This window comes from Pelagicoccus mobilis (assembly GCF_016595505.1).
Lineage (GTDB): Bacteria > Verrucomicrobiota > Verrucomicrobiia > Opitutales > Opitutaceae > Pelagicoccus > Pelagicoccus mobilis.
On sequence record NZ_JAENIL010000029.1, the window covers coordinates 18,208 to 39,541 of the forward strand.

The following is a 21,334-nucleotide window of genomic DNA, read 5'->3' on the forward strand; positions in this document are numbered from 1 at the left end:
CCTGGAATAGGCTACAGCAAAAAAGTCTTGGTGCTCGCATGAGCTCCTAGCATTGGGATAAAATCTCTACTTGTCTTTTATTTGTGGATACACTTCACCAAAATATAGACAGAGAGGAAACAAACGCGTGACGCATGATTTTTTGGTGGATGTGGGGCAAACAGGAACGGCATTGTCCGCTCCGAATGTGATTAGTCGTTACTTCTGTAGTTCAGCGACGAGTATACCGACTTTATGAGCCGAAAACCATCACCCGTTAGGGTGAATTAGCCCAACCGGCATCACTTACTTCGTTCCCACGAGTTCCAAAGAGTCATCAAATTCTAAGATATCGCCGATCTCGGTATCGAACGACTTCGTTTCGTCCCCGTGTCTTAAGGCAAGCGATCCTCCATTCAGAGACTTTACACGTGCCGAGACAAGTTTAGCGCCGGTCCATTCGACATCCACTTCGAATCCGCCTTTCGTCCGAAATCCTCTAAACGCCCCCTTCTGCCATGCCGTCGGCAAAGCAGGTAGCAGGTGTACCAGAAAGGTGCCCTCTTCATCTTCGAGATGGCTTTGTAACAACATTTCCACCACGCCACTTGCCCCTCCAAAATTGCCATCGATCTGAAAAGGCGGATGTGCATCGAACATATTCGTGTAACAAAAGCCAGGGCTAATCAGCTGTCTGAGCAAATCATGTGCACGCTCCCCCTCGAGTAGGCGGGCCCAGAAGTTGACTTTCCAAGCCAAACTCCACCCCGTCCCCTCGTCTCCTCTTAGCTCGAGCGTCTTGCGGGCTGCCTTCGCCAATTCTGGAGTGCTGATGGGAGAAATCTGGTTGCTTGGATGGAGCGTGTAGAGATGGGAGATGTGGCGATGCCCCATTTCAGGAGCTCCCAAATCCCAATCAAACTGCCACTCCTGCAGGTGCCCGGCTTCACCAATTTTCAATGGAGGCAAACCGTCACGAGCCAATTCTACCGCCCTTAGGAAGGCTGGATCATCGTCCAGAATCTCGCCGCCACTCAAAACCGCGGAAAAGAGATCCCGCAAGATTGCGTTATCCATCGTCGGTCCTGCCGAAATGGATACGCCTTCGTGGTGAGCATTTTCAGGAGAAATCGAGGGGCTCGTAACTAAGTACCCAGTACGCGGATCCTCGACGAGAGCATCCATAAAAAACGCCACCGCACCTCTTAGGACCGGGTAGTCGACTCGCAACTGCTCAACATCGCCACTAAACTCGAACCGCTCCCAGAGGATCATACTTAACCACGCACCACCCGTTGGCCACATTCCCCAAAAGGCTCCGTCGATAGGAGCCGTCGCCCGCCAAAGGTCCGTATTGTGATGAGTCACCCAGCCATCTGCCCCATACATGTTTTGTGCCGTACGTCTGCCCGACTCCGAGATATCGTGCAACAAGGATGCAAGCGGCTCAACGCACTCATCGAGCTGAGTCACATGCGCCGGCCAATAGTTCATCTCCGTATTGATGTTGATCGTGTATTTGCTTCCCCACGGGGCGTAGATCTTATCATTCCATAGCCCCTGCAAGTTCGCAGGCTGCGTTCCAGGGCGAGAGCAAGAAATCAGAAGGTACCGAGCGAAGTTGAAATACATCGCTGCCATCTGCGGATCTTGGTCATCGGAAAAAGTCGCTATGCGCGCATCCGTATTTCGATCACTAAGTCGCGGATCCTTCGCCGTGATATCGAGCGTCACTCGATCGAACAACGATTTGTAATCTTCAACATGCCTCGCCTTCAACTCCGCAAAAGGTTTCTTCTCCGCACGCTCCAACACTTCCGCATTTAGCTCACTCGGACTCGCGCTAACATCCTTCCAATCGACGTAGCTGGTGCTTGCCGCTACCCGAAGGATCACGCTGTCCGCAGCACGGATCTTGTAATAATTGTCACCAGTAAGAATCCAGCCGCCCTGTTGTTCAACAGACACCTTCATCTCCCAATCCAATCCTGACGGAATGCCGACATTCTCGCTATTCTTCCCGGATATACGAAGCCCATCCGGCCAGATCGAGCGCCGCGTATTTTCATGAAGGGAGTCCAGAGACAGCGTCACATCAATCATTCCTGGCTTGTCTGCCTGTAGTCTGATCACAACGACTCCATCCGGATTACTCGCAAAATGCTCCCGAGTGTAGCGAACTCCATCTAGCTCATACTCTACCGTAGCGACTGCATCTTCTAGATTCAATCGTCGCTGATATCCCGACACCATCTCATGGCCAGGAAACGTGAGCAGCAAGTCAGCCATGCATTGGTAAGTCATTCCGTACATTGGCCTCCCCATAAAAGAGCTCTGTACCAGCGACTGCGCCTCCTCGTGCTTATTCTCGAAAATCAGTCGTCGAATCTCAGGCAAAACCTCCAGAGCTTCCGGATAACTCGGATCATAAGGCGAACCGGCCCACAGCGTATCGTGATTAAACACGATTCGTTCCTCGGCAGTTCGTCCCATCACCAACGCTCCCAGACTCCCGTTCCCCAGCGGCAACGCCTCGGTCAACGGCTCGGAATAGCCCGGCTCATCGTACTTGAGTACAGTAGTCGTCGCTTCTAAGCCACATCCCAGCACCCCCGAAACAGAGAGAAACACAACACCGTATCTGCAATTCCTATACAAAGCCTTCACAACACACATAGAACAATAATTCACAAAAAATTTAGGCCCGTTTCGTGAGGGTCATTCCCTCGATCCACTTTCCCTCAACCAACTCAGTCTTTGGAGACCTCGGCAAAGAAAACTCTCGATCTACGATTCGCGAAACGAGCAACTCAATAGCCCATTCGCCCAACGTTATCTGGTCCTGCTGGACCCCTGTGATTCCAGTCCCTTCCAGAGTCTCGCTCACCGCAACAATACCCGTATCCGCCGGGATGCTATAACCGTACGCTGTCAGGGACCGTTTTAGTTCCAATATCTCCTCAGAGGACTGAATACACACCAACACGTCGGGACGCGAGCGTTCATACCAGCTCAAAAGCAAACCTGTATTCGATTTGTCATAACGCAACACAGGCACTCGTTCGATCTCATCCTCAAGCAGCTCAGCCCAAGACAAAAACGCACCAGAACACAAGCGGGCGCAAGATTTCGACAGTTTGCTTCCCAATACCAGGCCGGGACGACGATAGCCCAACGCGTGGATACGTTCCAGTACACCAGAGACATCGTTAAAGGAGTCAGCAACAATGCGATGCACCGGCGAAATCAAGCTTTTCCCAACCGTCACGACAGCGAACTCATCCAATTCCTCCGGCAGGGTCAGCTCCAACCCACTATCGCCCAGGCACAACAGTCCCTGGATACCGCGAGCGTCCAAAATAGAACGGAACCGAGCGGGCCTCATCCCACACTCATCCAGCGAAAACGACTCCAGACGATACCCGAGCTCCGCAGCCCTTTGGCACATCGACTTGTACACGAGCTGCATGTGCCGCGAACGTTCCCAAGGACGACGCGTCCCCTGCAAAGACACTACCCCCAGACACGCATGATTGCTCTCGTTACAGCTCAAACGCACATGCGTCATCAGCTCATTCACCTTCGCGTTCGGACGGTAGTCTATCCGGTTCGCCGCCAGCCAAACCTTCTTCCGAGTTCGGGCGGAAATCTTGGGGTTATCTCTCAGGGCAAGGGAAACTGTGGACGGCGAGACGCCGAGTTCGTTTGCGATGACTCTTACACTCATTGATTTTCGGGGGATAAACAGATCAGCGAGCCGCAAGAATAAGCTCTTTGCCCGAAAATAACCATCGCCCGAAAGGGTGAAAAACGAGCACCCCTGAAGACCAATATCGAATCCAACCATCTTCTCCCCTCCTACATCTCAGGGATCCTTAGTTTGAAAAACGAAGCCTCCTCCCGGCTCAGAGCATCCACCGTCAAAAGCCGCAAAACTGTATCCGACTCCAAATCTGTTTCAACCGGCAGGTTGCTCCATTCTAACAAATTACCAGATCGCCACAACTCCAGTTCCGACCGGACAGGAGAGATCCTCGCAACCGACAAGACAAGACGCCCTAGCTCGTCGACCGACACAGAAGGCCGCTCCGGGACTGACTCGACACTCGAAGCATCGCTCCCCACCAGAAACTCAAAGCGATCATTCGCCCAGTCTCCATCCGAGTTCTTCAAAGCCTGTTTTTCGCTACTGCTAAGCTCCGCCCAATACTGATCCTTCGCCCCCTCCAACAACGCATCGAGTCCCTCCTGATCCCCGATCACATTGCTATCACGGTCAAAGAGTCCAGAAGCAAAGCCGTCCAGAGTCCCCGTATCCCAATAAAAAGGAAGGAATCCGTGGGCATTCGCCTGTTTGGTCACATAATTCAAATAGTGATTACGTGATCTACGATGCAGCTCGAAATCCGCCCCCTCCGGCAGACTCATCCTTAGCTGTGCCCCAAACTCGCCAAGTAAAACCGGAATCCCTTTGTCCACAAACTGAGCCTTCGCCGTAGCGAACAACTCAAGAAGCGTCTCCTCCTCGCCCCAAGTCGCATTGCGTTCCACATCCGTATTCGAGTGGAAGTCCTTACCCCAATAATAAAACTGCTTTCCCCAGCTCTGGTCCTCTTGCATCAACGCGAAGTTGTAGGGGGTGTAATAGTGCAGCTCTGCCATCAGACGCCCTGGAATCGTGTCCACCGGCATTTGGTCCATCAAGGTATCCGTTTTCTCAATATCCGTAATCGGTCCCTGGACAATCAAAACGCGAAACGCATTCCGCCCTCCCGTCGCCCGAACCGTATCGATGAATGTCTGATGGAAGCTCATCAGCACTTCCATCTGGGCCTCATTCTCTACATGCGGCTCATTCGCGCTCGCAAATAAAAGACGTCCATCAAACTCACGGAAATGCGTAGCGATTTGCTCCCAAAACGCCTTCTGCTTCGCGTTCACCGCCTCCTGCGTCTCAGTCTCTATGTTCCGCTCGAGCCAGCCACCGTCCCAGTGGATGTTTAGAGCCACGTACAGATCCGCGTCCAAACAGTATTGCACAACCGTCTTTACCCGATCCAACCACTCCGCATCGATCTCAGCTGTCTCCTGATTGGCGTATTGGTCCCACGAACACGGAATGCGCACCGCGTCAAAACCGCTCGCCTTCACAAGCTGGATCAGCTCCTCGGAAACCTGCGGATTTCCCCACGCGGTCTCGCCACCCATCGCTTCCATCGTATTGCCAATATTCCAACCGAGATTGATCTCCGCAGCGATCTCAACGGCCGATTTCCCCATTCCGCGAAAATCCGGCTCTTCAGGATCCGTATTGTAGTTCGGATACAAGGAATCCGCGAATAGCAACCGTGCCCCCAAGCAGAGAACCGCAAGGGGAAGAGTGAATTTCTTAAAAGTCATGATTAGTGCTCCTTCGCCTTGATGCGTACAGTCGCTGTTTCAAGCTCGCCAACCGCCCTAAGCACGATCTCTCCAGCTTCACCGCTGCTCTGCACGATCACCTGAGCCAGCCCATTAAACGCCTTACGGCGATAACCTTCCGCTGGAGTGAATACGCCCACGAACGCTGGCTTCAACTTCGCGACTCGTTCCTTCGCTCCCCATTCCTCAAACGGCTGAGCATCAATCGTCAACATATTGCCCTCTGGCTTCAAAGAGAGATTCGCCAGCGCGAACTCCGTGCCTTCAGGAAGCGCCTCTCCGTTGAGATGTACCACCTGATCGCGACCGATCACATTCAGATAAAGCCGCCCGCTCTGCCCAACTTTCAAATTAGGAGCATCGAATACCGCCTCAAACCTCAAAGGTTTCGGCTCGTCCCAAGGAGCAGGTGCATCCCACTCCCCAAGATCAAAAGACTCAACGCTCGGCACAAAACGGTCCGCCTCGAGCGATGACGGATTCCCATTCCCAACGCCAATAATTCGACCAGGTCCCTCGATCTCGAAACGTGCCAAGTCGTCCGCCGTTGGCACCACATCGCCAGCGGCATCAAGTATCCGCATCGTAACCACGGAAACATCCTCCCCATTCGCGAAGATCTCAGACCGCTCCGCGTCCAGTTCGTACGCAACCGCCGTACCCGTAGTACGAATGACTTTCTCCAGCGTCGCCTTTCCTTTTCGAAAACCGACTGCCTTCAATTCGCCGGGATCGTAAACAACATCCCAAGCTAGGCGGTCGTTTTTCACCATGGTCTTTCTCCCTAGAGATTCTCCATTCAAAAAGAGCTCCACCTCTTCGCAGTTGCTATGAGCACGCACCTCGATGGTCTCCCCCATGCGATCTGGCCAGTTCCAATGCGGAAAGATATGCAGCTCCGGCTCATCGCTCCACCACGACTTCAGATAAAAGTATCCATCCTTTGGAAACCCACAATTGTCCAGAATTCCAAACTGCGACAGAACCGCTGGCCACTCATATGGCGTCGGCTCCCCGCGATAGTCAAAACCGGTCCAGAAGAATACGCCTGCGGTGTAATCACGCTCTGCATAGAACCGCCATCCCAGCTCAGCATTGCCGCCCGACGAGCCATCCTCAATCGGAGGTTGATGAGCAAGCTTCGCGTTTTCGACGTAGATTCCGCGCGTCTGCTGCGTAGTTGTCTCTTCAGTACCGAGAATGATCTGATCCGGAAACTCAGCATGCTGCCTATCTACATCTCCATGACGGATGTAGTTCACCCCCATTGCCTCAACTGTCGTAGACGTGCCTCCCCAACCACCACTGATCGCAGCGGTCGTTGGACGCGTCGGATCGAGCCTCTTCGCGAAATCCTGCATTCGTGTCGTGATTCGAGCCCCGAAGATATTCCCTTCGATTGCCCACTCCTCGTTCCCGATCGACCACATAATGATACTTGGGTGGTTACGGCCGCGTTTGATCAAGTGCTCCAATTGATCGAAATGGTACTCGTTGATACCCATCAAACGCGTTTCATCGATTACAAGCATCCCCATCCGATCGCAAATCTCCAGCAACGCCGGCGAGGCATGGTGATGGGAAACGCGATACGCGTTGCTGCCCATCTCCTTTAGCTTCCGAATCCGAAACTCCTTCAGCGAATCCGGCAACGCCGCTCCCACTCCAGCATGGTCGTGGTGGTTGTTGCTTCCCTTGAGCTTCACCGAACGCCCATTCAGGAAAAAGCCCTTATTCGGATCAAAACGGATTTCACGAACGCCAAATGTCGTGTCGTACTCATCGACCGTCACACCAGTCGAATCAACCAGACGTGTTTTCAAAGTATAAAGATAAGGCGTATCCAAATCCCACAGCTTCGGCCGTGACAGAAAGAGCTCATCGTCTCGAACAAGGTTCTCCCCCGCCTCTAGTTTCAAACTCTCAGCAACCGCCACCTTTGCGACCTCCCGACCGTTCGCGTCGAGGATGGCATGTTGCAGTTTAAACTCCGCCAACTCGCGACCATCATTCTCGACCGTAGTCTCCACCTTTATGTGAGCCCGACCGCCCTCGACGCTTGTTTTCACAAACGTCCCGTAACGAGCGACGCGCAAGCTGTCCGTTTTAAGAAGGTACACATGGCGGTAGATCCCCGCTCCCTCATAATACCAACCTTCTTCCGTAGAGGCATCCGCACGCACAGACAATACGTTCTCGTCACCATACTTCAAATACTCGGTGATATCGTACCTCTGCGAAACGAAACCGCTCGGCTCCTGCCCCACGAAGAAACCGTTCACAAACACCGCCGCGTTACGGTAGATTCCATCAAACTCGATAAAGATTCGTTTCCCGAAATCCACCTCGGAAACGGTAAAGCGCTTACGATACCAACCGATGCAGTTCTCCGGAAAGCCGGGCCCCACCTTCTTGAAACCGTGGCTGAAACTGGCAGTCGGGTCGAAATCCATCTCCACCGCCCAATCGTGCGGCAAATCCACCTTCCGCCAATGACGGTCGTCAAAAACGGGATCCGCAGGTCCGTCCCCGTACCCTGTCTTCGCGAGATACGAAAAATATCCCTTCGCATGCCCCATGTCCGCATCCCGATCCGATGCGTGCCCGAGCGCAAACCGCCAGTCATCGTTAAACAACACACGCTCCCGCGCTCCAACTTGCGAAACCGCAAGGAAGCAAAAAAGCCATCCGACGAACACGGATAGCGCCATACCTTCACAACGGGCAACGAGGGCCACAGCTCTAGAGGGGGTTAGATCTCTCATATGCGTCTCCAAACATCCTCTGGATCTCAGAATTCTCAAACCACCCAGAGGTAAACGTTTCCCGACAAAGCGCTACCACCCAGATAAAGAAACGCTAAACACGGATCACAGGAGTACCGCACAAATCTTCGAGTCATCTTCGAAGAGGTATCCAAAAACTTGGGCTCCAAACCAAGCTGGGACAAGAGAAAGAAAACTCCAAACCACTACCACTTTATGAAATTCACAGACGGCCAATGGCTCCACCAGCCGGGAATCAAGGCGCACTACCCTGCCGAGGCATACGATGTCTCAGCTGAGGAAAACCGCCTCGTCATCCACGCTCCCACACAAAAGATCAACCACCGTGGCGACACCCTCCAAGGCCCTCTCCTCACGGTCAAACTTAGCTCGCCGCTCGAGGGCATCATCCGCGTACGCCTCGAGCATTACACCGGTGGCACAAAAAACAGCCCCTGCATCCCCCTGCAGACCGAAGGCGACATTCCTGTATCCATAAATACAGACGACGATTCCACGACTCTCGCATCCGGCTCCCTCTCGGCCCGAGTCAGCACCGGCGACAACTGGGGCATCTCCTTCGAGTCAGAAGGCAAGGTCCTCACCAGCAGCGGCTGGAGAGCCATGGGCTACGCCCAGCACGAGTCCGGCGAGACCTACATGCACGATCAGCTCGCTCTCGGCGTCGGCGAAAACGTCTACGGCCTCGGCGAGCGCTTCACCGCCCTCGTCAAAAACGGCCAAACCGTCGAAACCGTCAACAAGGACGGCGGCACTGGCTCCGAACAAGCCTACAAGGCCATCCCTTTCTACCTAACAAACCGAGGATACGGTGTACTCGTCAACGAAACCGGCCCCGTCTCATTCGAAGTCGCCACCGAAAAAGTCTCCCGCGTCCAGTTCAGCATCCCAGGCGAAAGCCTCGAGTACTTCGTCATCGCCGGCCCCACGCCCAAAGACGTTCTCTCACGCCTCACCGCCCTCACCGGCCGTCCCGCCCTTCCGCCTAGTTGGTCCTTCGGCCTCTGGCTCTCCACCTCCTTCACCACCAACTACGACGAAGCCACCTGCACCAAGTTCATCGACGGCATGCGTGACCGCGATCTTCCGCTGCATGTCTTCCACTTCGACTGCTTCTGGATGCGCGAATTCGATTGGTGCAACTTCGAGTGGGATCCCCGCGTCTTCCCCGATCCCGAAGCTATGCTCGATCGCCTCCACCAACGCGGCCTCAAAGTCTGCGTATGGATCAACTCCTACATCGGCCAACGCTCAAAACTCTTCGCCGAAGGAGCCGAAAAAGGCTACTTCATCCAACGCACGGACGGCGGCGTCTGGCAGACCGACCTCTGGCAACCGGGCATGGCCATTGTCGACTTCACAAATCCCGAGGCCACCGCCTGGTACGCCGGCCACCTTAAACGCCTTCTCGAGATGGGCGTCGATGCCCTCAAAACCGACTTCGGCGAACGCATCCCCACCGAGGGTGTAGTCTACCACGACGGTTCAGATCCCGTCAAAATGCGCAACCTCTACACCATCCTCTACAACGAGTGTGTCTTTAACACCATCAAAGAAGTCCGCAGCGAAGGTGATGCCGTCCTCTTCGCCCGCTCCTCTTACGCCTCCGGCCAACGCTACCCAGTCCACTGGGGCGGCGACTGCTGGTCCACCTTCGAGTCCATGGCCGAAAGCCTGCGCGGCGGGCTCTCCCTCAGCCTCTGCGGATTCGGATTCTGGAGCCACGACATAGGAGGATTCGAAGGTACCGCCCCAGCATCCGTCTACAAACGCTGGGCCGCCTTCGGGCTACTCTCCTCCCATAGCCGCCTGCACGGCAGCAGCAGCTACCGCGTCCCCTGGGCTTACGACGAAGAAGCCTGCGACGTAGTCCGCAGCTTCACAAAACTCAAATGTCGCCTCATGCCCTACCTCTGGGCCACCGCGCTTCAAGCTCACCAAGACGGCATCCCAAGCATGCGAGCCATGATGCTCGAGTTCCCGCATGATCCCGCCTGCGATTCCCTCGAACGCCAATACATGCTCGGCGACTCCCTGCTCATCGCTCCCGTCTTTAGCGAAGACGGTACTACGGATTTCTATCTCCCCCTTGGGCGTTGGACTCACCTCCTTACCGGTGAAGTCAAAGAAGGCGGCAGGTGGTATCGAGAAAACCATGACTACCTCTCACTCCCGCTCTACGTCAGCCCAGGCACCCTTCTCCCGTTCGGAGCGAATGAAGACTGTCCAGATTATGAATACAGCGAAAGCGTCACCCTAAAACTCTTCGAGCTCCCAGAGGGGCAAACTACCGACTGCACCCTGCACGATTCCATAGGCCAGAAAACAACCCGCATCACCGCGACCAATAAGACAGGAAAGATCCTCGTTCAAATTGATGGAACGCTCGACAACGCAACCTTCGAGATAGCAGGAGGAAACGCCACCAAGATCCCCGAAGGGTCTACACAAATAGAGATCTCCGTCTCTTGCTAATGGATACAGTTAACGATACAACCCGATTTCTGTCTGCCCCAAAGGCGAAGATCGACGCCTCCGCCCTTGTACAAGCAAAAGAGGTTCTCGCCAAACTCTCTCTCGAAGAGAAGGTTAGTTTTCTGGCGGGCAACGGCACAATGACCATAGCCGCTCATCCACAAGTCGGTCAGGATGATGAACTCTGGTTTAGCGACGGGCCACATACCGTGCGCCCCGAGATTGATCGTGCCACCTTCAATCCCGCCAATACAGATGACGATCATTCGACTGTGCTTCCTACGCTCTCAGCCCTAGCCGCTAGCTGGAATACCGAGCTTGCGGAAGAATTCGGCAGAACCCTAGGCCGCGAAGCCCGACATAGAGGAAAAGACGTCCAACTCGGACCTGGGGTAAACTTACTCCGCACCCCTCTCAACGGTCGCAACTACGAGTACATGGGCGAAGACCCCATCCTGGCTGGACGACTCGCCACTGCCTACGTACACGGCCTCCAGTCTCAAAATGTCGCCGCCTGCCTGAAGCACTTTGCGGGTAATGAGCAAGAACTCGAACGCACTTCGGTCGATACGGAGATAGACGAACGTGCCCTCCGTGAACTCTATCTCTTGCCCTTCGAAATGGCAATCGTCGAAGGTGGAGCCCTCACCGTAATGAATGGCTACAATCGCTTCAGAGGGGAGTTCTGCAGTCACAACGACTATCTCAACAATCAGGTTCTCAAGCGGGAGTGGAACTTCCCTGGCTTCGTAGTCAGCGATTGGGGCGGCGTCCACGATACAGTCGCCGGAGCTCTTGGCGGCCTCGATGTCGAAATGCACGCTGGAGATGCCATCCAATACTTCCGCGAACCGCTCATCGATGCGGTCAACATTGGAGAGGTTCCAGAGAAAACCGTAGACAACATGGCACTCCGCGTCCTCTACGTCATGGCACAACTCGGAAAACTGGGAGGCTACCGTCGAGCGAAGGGAGCTCGCAACACTCCCGAGCATCAAGCATTCGCCCGCAAGGTGGCGGCCGAGTCGATCGTACTGCTAAAAAACGATTCAAATCGCCTCCCCCTCAAGAGAAAAGATACCAAACGCATTCTCGTCCTCGGCTCGAACGCAAACATCAAGCACTCTGGAGGAGGTTGGAGCGCAGAAGGCAAACCACCTTACGAAATAACACCGTTACAAGGTTTACGCGACTATCTGGGCAACACAGCGGAAATTGAATACATTCCCGGCCCCTTCAAGGAAATCCACTCTCAGCTTCCCGAGTCGTACATCCAGACTATCGATACAAACGACCTCGATCACGGAGCCGCTCAAAAGGGGTGGCAGGTCGTCACATTCCCAACGTCCGAGCTCACCGGCATTCCAGTCAGCACGGTCTACCACCATGAGTGTAATCATGCGCAAGCTCCGAACACTTCATCACGCTGGTCCATTGAGATCACTGCACCTGAAGACGGTGTCTACAGCTTTCAAATTGAGCATGATGGTCCAGTATGTTTCTACATCGACGGTGATCTCTACATCGACGCTTGGAGTTCCGAGAGTTCACAGACAAGTAGTTGTACCGCACAACTTTCCTCAAAGGTAACGTACACGCTCACAATCGAACATTCGCCACTCGAAAATAAAGGAAATCTAAAATTCGGTTGGCGCACTCCCTCCTGCCTCCATCCAACCTTACCAGAAGAGCTTGTTAAACGTAGCCAAAGCGCAGATACCGTCCTATTCTTTACAGGGAATCAACTCGGAGCAGGCCATGCTCATGAGGGCGAAGGCAGCGATCGACCCTCGATGGCTCTACCAGAAGGGGACGATGAAGCTATCACCTCACTTCTCGCAGCTCGCCCTGACACAGTAGTCATAACTCAAAGTGGATCTCCCGTATCCATGCCGTGGATAAAGTCCGCCCCCACTCTCGTGCACTACTGGTTCTCCGGAATGGAAGGTGGAGCAGCACTCGCCGGATTACTCTTCGGCGAAGCCAATCCAAGCGGTAAACTGCCCTTCTCAATCCCACGACAACTCGAAGACACCCCGGCTCATGCCCTAGGCAACTACGGGCCGGAACGAGTCAACTACCAGGAAGGTGTTTTCATCGGCTATCGTTGGCACGACAAAAAGAAAATCCCGCCACTATTCCCATTTGGTCACGGGCTGAGCTACACGACCTTCTCAATTTCCCCGCCACAGCTTGATAAAACCGAAATACCCCACGGCTCCAACCTAACCATCAGAACTAAAGTCACCAACACGGGTAACCGAGCTGGCTCCGAGGTTCTCCAGCTTTACCTCGGATCAACTGAGGCAGCGGTCCAACGCCCAATTCGTGAACTCAAAGCATTCCGAAAAGTCGAGCTGCAGCCGGGAGAGACGACCAACATCGAATTCACTCTCACTCCAAGAGACTTCGCATATTGGGACGTAGAAGCAAACGCATGGCGCGTCGACGCCGGCACCTACTCAATCGAAATAGGAAAGTCTTCAAGCGACCTATCTGTACCAAAGACAATCTATCTGTACTAGTTATTCCACTACCGCCAAAAAAAAGATGAGCACTCAATTATCTAGCCAAACCGAAGAAACAGTCAATTCGCCCTCAGATCGCGTTCCTCTTCCCCAAAAGTTTGGCTTCGGCCTCGGCTCCTTTGTGGACATGTGGGGCCAGTGGCTCTATAACTCTTTAGCGTTTCAGGTCTTCAATATCTTTCTCGGAATCAACCCAGGTCTCGTCAGCACTGTCCTCATGATCAACCGACTCTGGGACGCGGTCACCGATCCTCTCTTTGGTTGGCTCTCCGATAATACCCGATCCCGCTTCGGTCGCCGACGCCCCTTCATCCTGATCGCGGGCTTGCTCGCAGGTGTTGGCCTCCCGCTGCTCTATGCAGTCGGCGAAGGCTGGTCCTCGCACCAGTACTTCCTCTATATGATTTTGAGCTCAGGGGTATATATCTGCATCACGAGCGCCTTCATGATGCCATACGCCAGCCTAGGCATGGAGATGACCCCGAACTACAATGAACGCACACTGCTCATGGGGGTTCGCAACGCCATCCAAAAGGCTCCCGAACTCGCCATGTTCTTCGCTGGACAATTCACCACACTAGCTGTCTGGGACGGTGCAAACATGACAAACCTCTCAGAGCGGCTGTTTCTCCTCTTCACCAGTTCCGATGCCTGGGCCAAGGGCAAAGGTGAAAACATTCTCCTCGGTGCCCAGGTTTACACTACAATCCTCGGCGCCATAATGGTGCTCTGCGCGATCCTCATGTTCGTCCTTCTCCGCGAACGCTACTACAAAAACGTTGTCGAACGAAAACAGAAGAAGGTCAAAATCATCGAGACCATCTACCAAGCCCTTAGCTGTAAGCCCTTTCGCAATCTCCTCTTTATGGTCCTCGCCTATGCCATTGGCACTAGCATGGTTGGAGCGCTTGGCTACTACAACACGATCTATTACGTTTGCCAAGGCGATCTAGGTCTTGGGGCAGCATGGAATTTTAAGATGGGAATCGCCGGTATGGTATTCGGATTCCTTGGTATCCCCTTCTACACTACAATTTCAAAAAAATGGGGTAAACGTCACGCCATGGCCCTCGTGCTCATCATGGCCATCATGGCCTTCATTGGAGACTGGTGGCTCTACAACCCGAATCTCCCCTGGCTGCAAATATTTGCGACCGGTTTCGTCGCTTTCACCGGAGCAGGGTTCTGGACCCTCTACAATTCCCTCCTTCCAGATGTTATCGACTACGATGAACTCGAAAGCGGCAAGCGTCGTGAAGGGGCTTTCTCCGCTTGCCAATCCTGGATCATGAAAGTCGGCCTCGCCCTCGGAGCGGGAGCCTCCGGCTGGATCCTTGCCGCTACTGGTTTCGACTCAGAACTCGGCGGCAACCAACCAGCAGAAGCCATCTTTTGGATACGATTCCTCCTGTCTAGCGTACCGGTTATCTTTCTTCTCGGAGCCCTATTTGCCCTCTACAAGTTCCCTCTAACCCGCGAGAACATGGCCACCCTCCGCTCTGAACTCGAAGCTATCCGCGGCAAAGTTTAATTTCCAACATCCATGAAAGCTTTCCTCCTACTATTTGCCACAACTATCTGCCCGCTTCTACACGCCCTCGAACTGGCTAGTCCCTTCGGCGACCACATGGTCCTTCAACGCCAGATCCGACTCCCCATCTGGGGTACCGCCGCACCGGGCGAAAAGGTAACCGTAACCTTCGCCAACCAAAACGTATCAACAAGGGCCGACGCCGGCGGAGATTGGAAAATAAAGCTCACCCCAATCCCAGCATCTCCCGAGGGGCGACCTTTCACCGTATCAGGGAACCAATCCAAGACCAACATCACCCTGCTCGACGTTCTCGTCGGCGATGTTTGGCTTTGCGGCGGGCAATCCAACATGGAACGCCAACTTGGCCCTCGTTCTGGTCAACCAGACATCTATAACTGGCAGGCTGAAGCCTCCTCCGCGAACTACCCACAAATTCGCGAGCTATACGTGCAACAAACCCTCAGTCATACTCCTCAGACGAGAGTTGATGCCAAATGGCGTGTTTGTTCTCCGGATACAGTTGAAGACTTCACCGCTGTCGGTTACTACTTCGCTCGCGATCTGCACCTATCGCAAGATGTCCCCATCGGGATTATTCACAGTTCCTGGGGTGGCACTCCCGCTCAGGCCTGGACCGGAAAGGAAGGACTGTCCGAATTCCCTCACTACCTTGCTGAAAGCAAGCGACTCCAAGAACACGCAACAGAGCCGGAAAGAGCGCGAGCTGAACACGAAAAATCAGTCAACGCCTGGTACCAGCAACACGATCTCGGCACACGTGAGCAATGGTGGCAAGACACCACCTCGCCTGAATGGCAGAGCATGCAATTGCCAAACATGTGGGAAGATCAAGGGCATGACGGCATCGACGGCATTGCTTGGTTTGAAAAACGCTTCGAGATTCCAACCTTATGGGCTGAACAACCGTTAGTTCTCGAACTCGGAGCCATCGACGATGTTGATACAACTTGGATCAACGGACACAAGCTCGGCAGTACCACCGGCTGGCAAACGCTTCGTCGCTATGAAATCGCACCACAAATTCTAAAACCTGGTTCCAATACGATCCGTGTCCGCGTTCTCGATACAGGTGGAGGTGGAGGCATCTGGGATCCACAAACACCACTCCAGATATCTCCCAAGGTCAATCCTACCGAAGCCATCGACCTAGCTGGTTCGTGGAACTACAAGTTCAGCCACATCTTCACCGACGGGCCTCGCCCCCCACAAGATACCACCAACACCCCTGGAGCCGCTACCGTCCTCTACAACGGCATGATAGCTCCTCTAATTCCCTACTCCATCAAAGGAGTCGCCTTCTACCAAGGAGAAGCAAACGCAGGAAACGCTACAGAGTACCAAACACTCCTCCCCGCCCTTATCACCGACTGGCGTAAGCGTTGGGCACTCGGCGACTTTCCCTTCCTCTTCGTACAAATAGCGCCTTTCGAGGGCATGCCACCCGAAATCCGAGAAGCTCAACGCCTAGCCCAGCTAGCGACGCCCAACACCGCTATGGCGGTTACCATCGATGTCGGCGACGCTCTGGACATCCATCCTGCCAACAAAGAACCGGTCGGCCAACGCCTCGCCCTCGCCGCACGGTCACTCGCCTACGGAGATGACATCATCTACTCAGGTCCTACTTTGATTGAAGCGACACGCCGAGGCTCCCAAGCAATCCTTACTTTCGATAATGCAGCCAACGGACTCGTTGCGCCAGGTGGCCAGGCAATCGGATTCGAACTCGCTGGCCCCGACGGCATCTTTCACATCGCCAAAGCACAGATACACCCATCGAAAATCACACTTGAAAGTGAACGTGTCCCGGAGCCGAAACTCGTCCGTTACGCCTGGAGCAACGTCCCTGAGGGCAACCTTTACAATTCGGAGGGGCTCCCAGCCTCACCCTTCCAGACCCAAACGTCTCCTTAGCTGAAAATCGATTCGTCCGCGCACACGGAGGGATAAATCAACCAAGTGGGAACGGTCACTCAATTGATTGTCGGGAAATCAGGCATTTTGGCGCATAGACTCTTAGAAAGGTTCCACTTCTTCTAAAACCCAATCGATCTAGCGCCCCCATATTCAATGCTTCGTCTCGTCTTCATTACATTCTTTGTAATTGCCTCTGTATCCGCGGTGGATGCCAACAGCGTCTACCCCAATCCGTTAATCGAACAAAGAGCAGATCCATGGATCCACAAACACAGCGACGGCTTCTACTATTTCATCGCCACCACACCTCAATACGAGCGAATCGAACTACGTAGAGCAGCCACGATAAGCGAGCTCCCAGCTGCTGAGCCTAAAGACATTTGGAAGGCTCACTCCACCGGTCCCATGGGAGCTCATATTTGGGCTCCAGAACTTCACTTCATCCAAGGCAAGTGGTACATCTACTTCGCTGCGGGAGACAAAGAGGAAATCTGGCGCATTCGTATGTACGTTCTCGAAAACGAATCTCCCAATCCGCTCGAGGGCCAATGGATCGAGAAAGGTGAAGTCAAAGCGGCATGGGATGAATTCTCCCTCGACGCTACCGTATTCGAGCACCACGAAAAACTATTCTACGTCTGGGCGCAAAAAGACCCCGACATGGGAGGAAACTCGAATATTTACCTCTCTGAAATGGAGAACCCCTGGACACTCAAAGGGAAACAGATCCGTCTCACTAAACCCGACTTCGCTTGGGAACAAATGAAGTACCGCGTCAATGAAGGCCCCGCCGTACTGAAGAGAAACGGCAAGATCTTCATCACCTACTCCGTCAACGCTACGGACCAAAACTACCGCATGGGTCTCCTTTGGGCAGACGACGACAGTGATCTGCTCACAACCAGTACCTGGCAAAAATCTCCCGGCAGCGTATTTATGACATCCGAAGAAAATGGAATCTACGGTCCCGGACACAATGGATTCACAACGGGCGAAAACGGACAAGATCTAATCGTGTACCACGCTCGCAACTACAAAGAGCTCACCGTCTATTCACTTCGAGATTGGAATCGCCACGCCCGAGTTCAAGAGTTCATATGGACGGACGATGGCTTCCCTGACTTCGGGGTACCTCTTCCCGACTCAGAACCTCAAACTGCTCCCAAGCCACTTTTCCGCGATCCTGTCTTCGATGGAGCTGCCGACCCAGTCGTTATTTGGAACGAGCATCGCGGCCGCTGGTGGATGTTCTACACCAACCGCCGAGCCAATGCCGACGAACCATCAGGAGTTCAATGGGTTCACGGCACTCACATCGGTATCGCGGAATCCTCGGACAATGGTATAACTTGGAAACGTATCGGAAAAGCAAATATCAACGGACTCCCAGCTCAATTCGACATCCCCGATCCAACACACTGGGCCCCTGAAGTAATCAAAGGCCCCAAAGGAGAATACCACATGTACCTCACGTTCGTGCCTGGAATATTCAATGATTGGGCTCACCCGAGGAACATCCTCCACCTAACGAGCAAAGACCTGAAAAACTGGGTCTACCAATCCACCCTCGAACTCGAAAATGAGAAAATCATCGACGCCTGCGTCTACCAACTCAACGCCAGTACTTGGCGCATGTGGTACAATAACGAGCTTGATGGAAAATCCGTTTATTACGCCGACAGTCAGGACCTCTACAACTGGGAAATCAAAGGCAAAGCCGTCGGGGACAAATCTGGGGAAGGCCCTAAAGTCTTCCAATGGAAAGGCTATTATTGGATGGTCACAGACGTCTGGGAGGGCCTAGGCGTCTATCGTTCCGATGACGCTCTAAATTGGAAACGTCAGCTAGGAAAAAACCTTCTGCAAACGCCTGGCAATGGAGAGGATGATAGAGTTACTGGCGGTCACCCAGACGTACTCGTTCAAGGCGATAAAGCATACCTGTTCTATTTCACCCATCCGGGACGATCCAAACCTGAGCAGGAAAACGAATACGAGCTTCGACGAAGCTCAATCCAAGTGGTCGAACTCCAATACTCAGATGGAGAGCTTTTTGTAGATCGCAACCAACCGACCCTCATGAAACTAGATCCACAATACTCCTATTAACACGAGCCTGACTAAGAAATGTTAGATCGAATTTGTATTAAAAATAGCTATACTCCTTGCATTCTACTCGCAGCCCTAGCTTTCGCATTTCTTGAATCCCCTTCCAGCTGTGCGTCTGATAAGATGCAGCTCTTCCATCCCAACTCCGTACACCTCCTCGAGGGCGATTTCAAACGCTCCCACGAACTCAACAAATCCTACCTGCTCGCCCACAACGTCGACCGCTTCCTCGCCCCTTTCCTTGTCGAGGCCGGTCTTCCATCCAAAGCAGTAAAATACGGCAACTGGGAAAGCTCCGGACTCGACGGCCACTCCGCTGGGCACTATCTCTCCGCCCTCGCATTCGCCTATGCCGAATCCGGCGACGCCATTTTCAAGGAACGGCTCGACTACATGATCAACGAGCTCGCCCTCTGCCAAGAAGCCAACGGCGACGGCTACGTTGGAGGAATCCCCGGAGGCAAAGCGGCGTGGGAAAAACTCGCTCAAGGCGAGGTCAAAGCCGAGCGCTTCAACCTCAATGGAGCCTGGGTACCTTGGTACAACATTCACAAAAGCTACGCCGGCCTCAAAGACGCTTGGCTCGTAACCGGGAACCTACAAGCCAAAGACGTGCTTCTCAAACTCTGCGACTGGACCAGCTCACTCGTCTCCAAGTTAAGCGAGGAGCAAATCCAGCAAATGCTCTACGCCGAACATGGCGGAATGAACGACGTCTTCGCAGAAGTCTTCCAACACACGGGCGACCCAGCTCACCTCAAACTCGCCAAGCAATTCTCCCACCACGAATTGCTCAACCCGCTCTTGGAACGCGAAGACAAACTCACCGGTTTCCACGCCAATACGCAAATCCCCAAGGTCATCGGCTACCAACGCATCGCCCAGATCGAGTCCGAATCAGGCTGGGGTCAAGCCGCCGAATACTTCTGGAACAACATCGTTCACAAACGCTCTATCGCCATCGGGGGCAACAGTGTACGCGAACACTTCCACGATACGCACGATTTCTCACCAATGCTCGAATCCCGAGAAGGCCCGGAATCTTGTAACACTTTCAACATGCTTCGACTCTCCACCCTCCTGTATCAGGACGATGGCGACAGTCTTTACATCGACTATTACGAGCGTGCTCTCTTCAATCATATCCTCTCGCTTCAGCACCCCAGAACCGGTGGTTACGTCTATTTCACTCCCGCTCGTCCCCGCCACTACCGGGTCTACTCTCAGCCGGAAACCTCCTTCTGGTGCTGCGTCGGCACCGGTATGGAAAATCCCAACCGCTATACCGAACTCATCTACGCCCACGACGACTCCAGCCTAGCCGTCAACCTCTTCATCTCCAGCCAAGTCAACTGGAAGGGCATCACCCTCAGCCAAACCACCGACTTCCCTAGCACCTCCACCAGTACGCTGACCGTTTCCACTCCCAAGCCCAAAACGTTCGCCCTCCGCATCCGCAAGCCCGCTTGGGCCGACGACCGTTTCGCTATCACCATCAATGGGAAGAAAACCAAAACGTCCTACGAAAACGGATACGCTATTATCGAACGTAAGTGGAAAGACTCCGACCGCATCGAAGTCAGTTTCCCTATGCAACTCTCCGTCGAGCAACTTCCCGACGGTTCCCCGTACTACGCCTTCCTGAAGGGCCCCATAGTGCTCGCTGCCCGCTACCAGTCGCCAGAATACGACCTTCCCGGCCTCTTCGCCGGTCCCGGCCGCATGGAGCATATTGCCCCTGGCAGCTATTACCCAGTCGATAAAAACCCACTCCTCATCGGATCCCCCGACGATCTCCTAGAACGTCTCACCCCCATCCCCGAAAAAAACAATCACTTCACCCTTGGCGGCGACATCCGTCCCGCTCCTGACTCGCAGATCGAGCTCGAACCCTTCTACCAAATACACGACTCCCGCTACACCCTCTACTGGAGAACCGCCGACGAGTCCGAATACGCTCAGCTCGCTGCCGAACTCGTAGCCAAACAAAAACGCCAAACCGCCCTTCAGAAGTTAACTATCGACTCTGTCGCCCCCGGCCAACAACAACCCGAAGTCGAACACGATTTCCGAGGCGAAGGCACTCGCACCGGCATCCTCGGCGGACGCCAATTCCGTGAATCGTCACAATGGTTCGGATACACACTCAAAAACAAGCAAGACACCCCCGTCGAACTCGTGCTCACCTATTTCGGCGGCGAATGGAGCAAAGCCTGCAATATCGAAGTTAACGGCCGGGTAATTGGAGAGCTAATCGTCAAGGCCGACCACCCAGATACCTTCGTCGAAAAAGCCTTCCCCATCCCCGACGAGATCAGATCCGCAAGCGGGCCTCGCCTCGCGCTCCGCATAGTCGCCCAAGAAAACCAAACAACTCCCGCCCTCTTCGACATCGCCCTCCGCCGAGTCGAGCAGTAGGACGATTCGCATCGGGTCGCGGCCATCGTCACGATAGCCACAAATCTGCGAAAAGCCACTCTTCCCACCTTTCGCTCATCTATTGGCGGATTCTCTCACCAAACCGCGCATGTACAAGTAGCCCCGCCTCCAAGCTGGGCCCATTC

At 53.9% G+C, this 21,334-nt stretch carries 10 protein-coding genes; 6 read left to right on the forward strand and 4 right to left on the reverse strand.

Features of this window, described 5'->3' with window-relative positions:
- Positions 1-285: 285 nt before the first annotated feature.
- The 4 genes from JIN87_RS15755 to galA form a co-directional block, all read right to left on the reverse strand.
- The gene (locus tag JIN87_RS15755; protein ID WP_200356548.1) at positions 286-2,610 is read right to left on the reverse strand and encodes a glycoside hydrolase family 95 protein; all 2,325 of its coding nucleotides are present in this window, start codon (positions 2,608-2,610) and stop codon (positions 286-288) included.
- A gap of 67 nt (positions 2,611-2,677) precedes the next feature.
- Positions 2,678-3,706, reverse strand: a complete 1,029-nt coding sequence (locus JIN87_RS15760; protein WP_200356549.1) for a LacI family DNA-binding transcriptional regulator — start codon at positions 3,704-3,706, stop codon at positions 2,678-2,680.
- 131 nt (positions 3,707-3,837) lie between these two features.
- Complete coding sequence (locus JIN87_RS15765) at positions 3,838-5,379, reverse strand: glycoside hydrolase family 5 protein (protein WP_200356550.1); 1,542 nt, start codon at positions 5,377-5,379, stop codon at positions 3,838-3,840.
- A gap of 2 nt (positions 5,380-5,381) precedes the next feature.
- Positions 5,382-8,111 carry a beta-galactosidase GalA gene (gene galA / locus JIN87_RS15770; protein ID WP_200356551.1) on the reverse strand — a complete coding sequence of 910 codons (2,730 nt, stop codon included), beginning with the start codon at positions 8,109-8,111 and terminating at the stop codon, positions 5,382-5,384.
- Positions 8,112-8,381: 270 nt separating this feature from the next.
- Here galA and yicI point away from each other — a divergent pair, with 270 nt between their 5' ends.
- The 6 genes from yicI to JIN87_RS15800 all read left to right on the forward strand — a co-directional run bounded on the left by yicI (position 8,382) and on the right by JIN87_RS15800 (position 21,188).
- Positions 8,382-10,661: an alpha-xylosidase gene (gene yicI / locus JIN87_RS15775; RefSeq protein ID WP_200356552.1), complete on the forward strand. Its 2,280-nt coding sequence runs from the start codon at positions 8,382-8,384 to the stop codon at positions 10,659-10,661.
- Complete coding sequence (locus JIN87_RS15780; RefSeq protein WP_200356553.1) at positions 10,661-13,186, forward strand: beta-glucosidase; 2,526 nt, start codon at positions 10,661-10,663, stop codon at positions 13,184-13,186. The genes yicI and JIN87_RS15780 overlap by 1 nt, the downstream gene beginning before the upstream one ends.
- Positions 13,187-13,211: 25 nt before the next feature.
- Positions 13,212-14,720 (forward strand): MFS transporter, encoded by a 1,509-nt coding sequence (locus tag JIN87_RS15785; RefSeq protein ID WP_200356554.1) that lies wholly within the window; start codon positions 13,212-13,214, stop codon positions 14,718-14,720.
- 12 nt (positions 14,721-14,732) lie between these two features.
- Positions 14,733-16,658, forward strand: coding sequence for a sialate O-acetylesterase (locus JIN87_RS15790; protein WP_200356555.1), 1,926 nt, complete (start codon positions 14,733-14,735; stop codon positions 16,656-16,658).
- A gap of 156 nt (positions 16,659-16,814) precedes the next feature.
- On the forward strand, positions 16,815-18,770 hold the full coding sequence (locus JIN87_RS15795; protein ID WP_200356556.1) for a family 43 glycosylhydrolase: 1,956 nt from the start codon (positions 16,815-16,817) through the stop codon (positions 18,768-18,770).
- Between the two features lie 123 nt (positions 18,771-18,893).
- Positions 18,894-21,188, forward strand: coding sequence for a glycoside hydrolase family 127 protein (locus JIN87_RS15800; RefSeq protein ID WP_200356557.1), 2,295 nt, complete (start codon positions 18,894-18,896; stop codon positions 21,186-21,188).
- Positions 21,189-21,334 lie beyond the last annotated feature (146 nt).

Coding starts and splice junctions, on each gene's coding strand:
- JIN87_RS15760 (WP_200356549.1), bottom strand. CDS start 3,706: ATGAGTGTAAGAGTCATCGCAAACGAACTCGGCGTCTCGCCGTCCACA.
- JIN87_RS15765 (WP_200356550.1), bottom strand. CDS start 5,379: ATGACTTTTAAGAAATTCACTCTTCCCCTTGCGGTTCTCTGCTTGGGG.
- galA (WP_200356551.1), bottom strand. CDS start 8,111: ATGGCGCTATCCGTGTTCGTCGGATGGCTTTTTTGCTTCCTTGCGGTT.
- yicI (WP_200356552.1), top strand. CDS start 8,382: ATGAAATTCACAGACGGCCAATGGCTCCACCAGCCGGGAATCAAGGCG.
- JIN87_RS15780 (WP_200356553.1), top strand. CDS start 10,661: ATGGATACAGTTAACGATACAACCCGATTTCTGTCTGCCCCAAAGGCG.
- JIN87_RS15785 (WP_200356554.1), top strand. CDS start 13,212: ATGAGCACTCAATTATCTAGCCAAACCGAAGAAACAGTCAATTCGCCC.
- JIN87_RS15790 (WP_200356555.1), top strand. CDS start 14,733: ATGAAAGCTTTCCTCCTACTATTTGCCACAACTATCTGCCCGCTTCTA.
- JIN87_RS15795 (WP_200356556.1), top strand. CDS start 16,815: ATGCTTCGTCTCGTCTTCATTACATTCTTTGTAATTGCCTCTGTATCC.
- JIN87_RS15800 (WP_200356557.1), top strand. CDS start 18,894: ATGCAGCTCTTCCATCCCAACTCCGTACACCTCCTCGAGGGCGATTTC.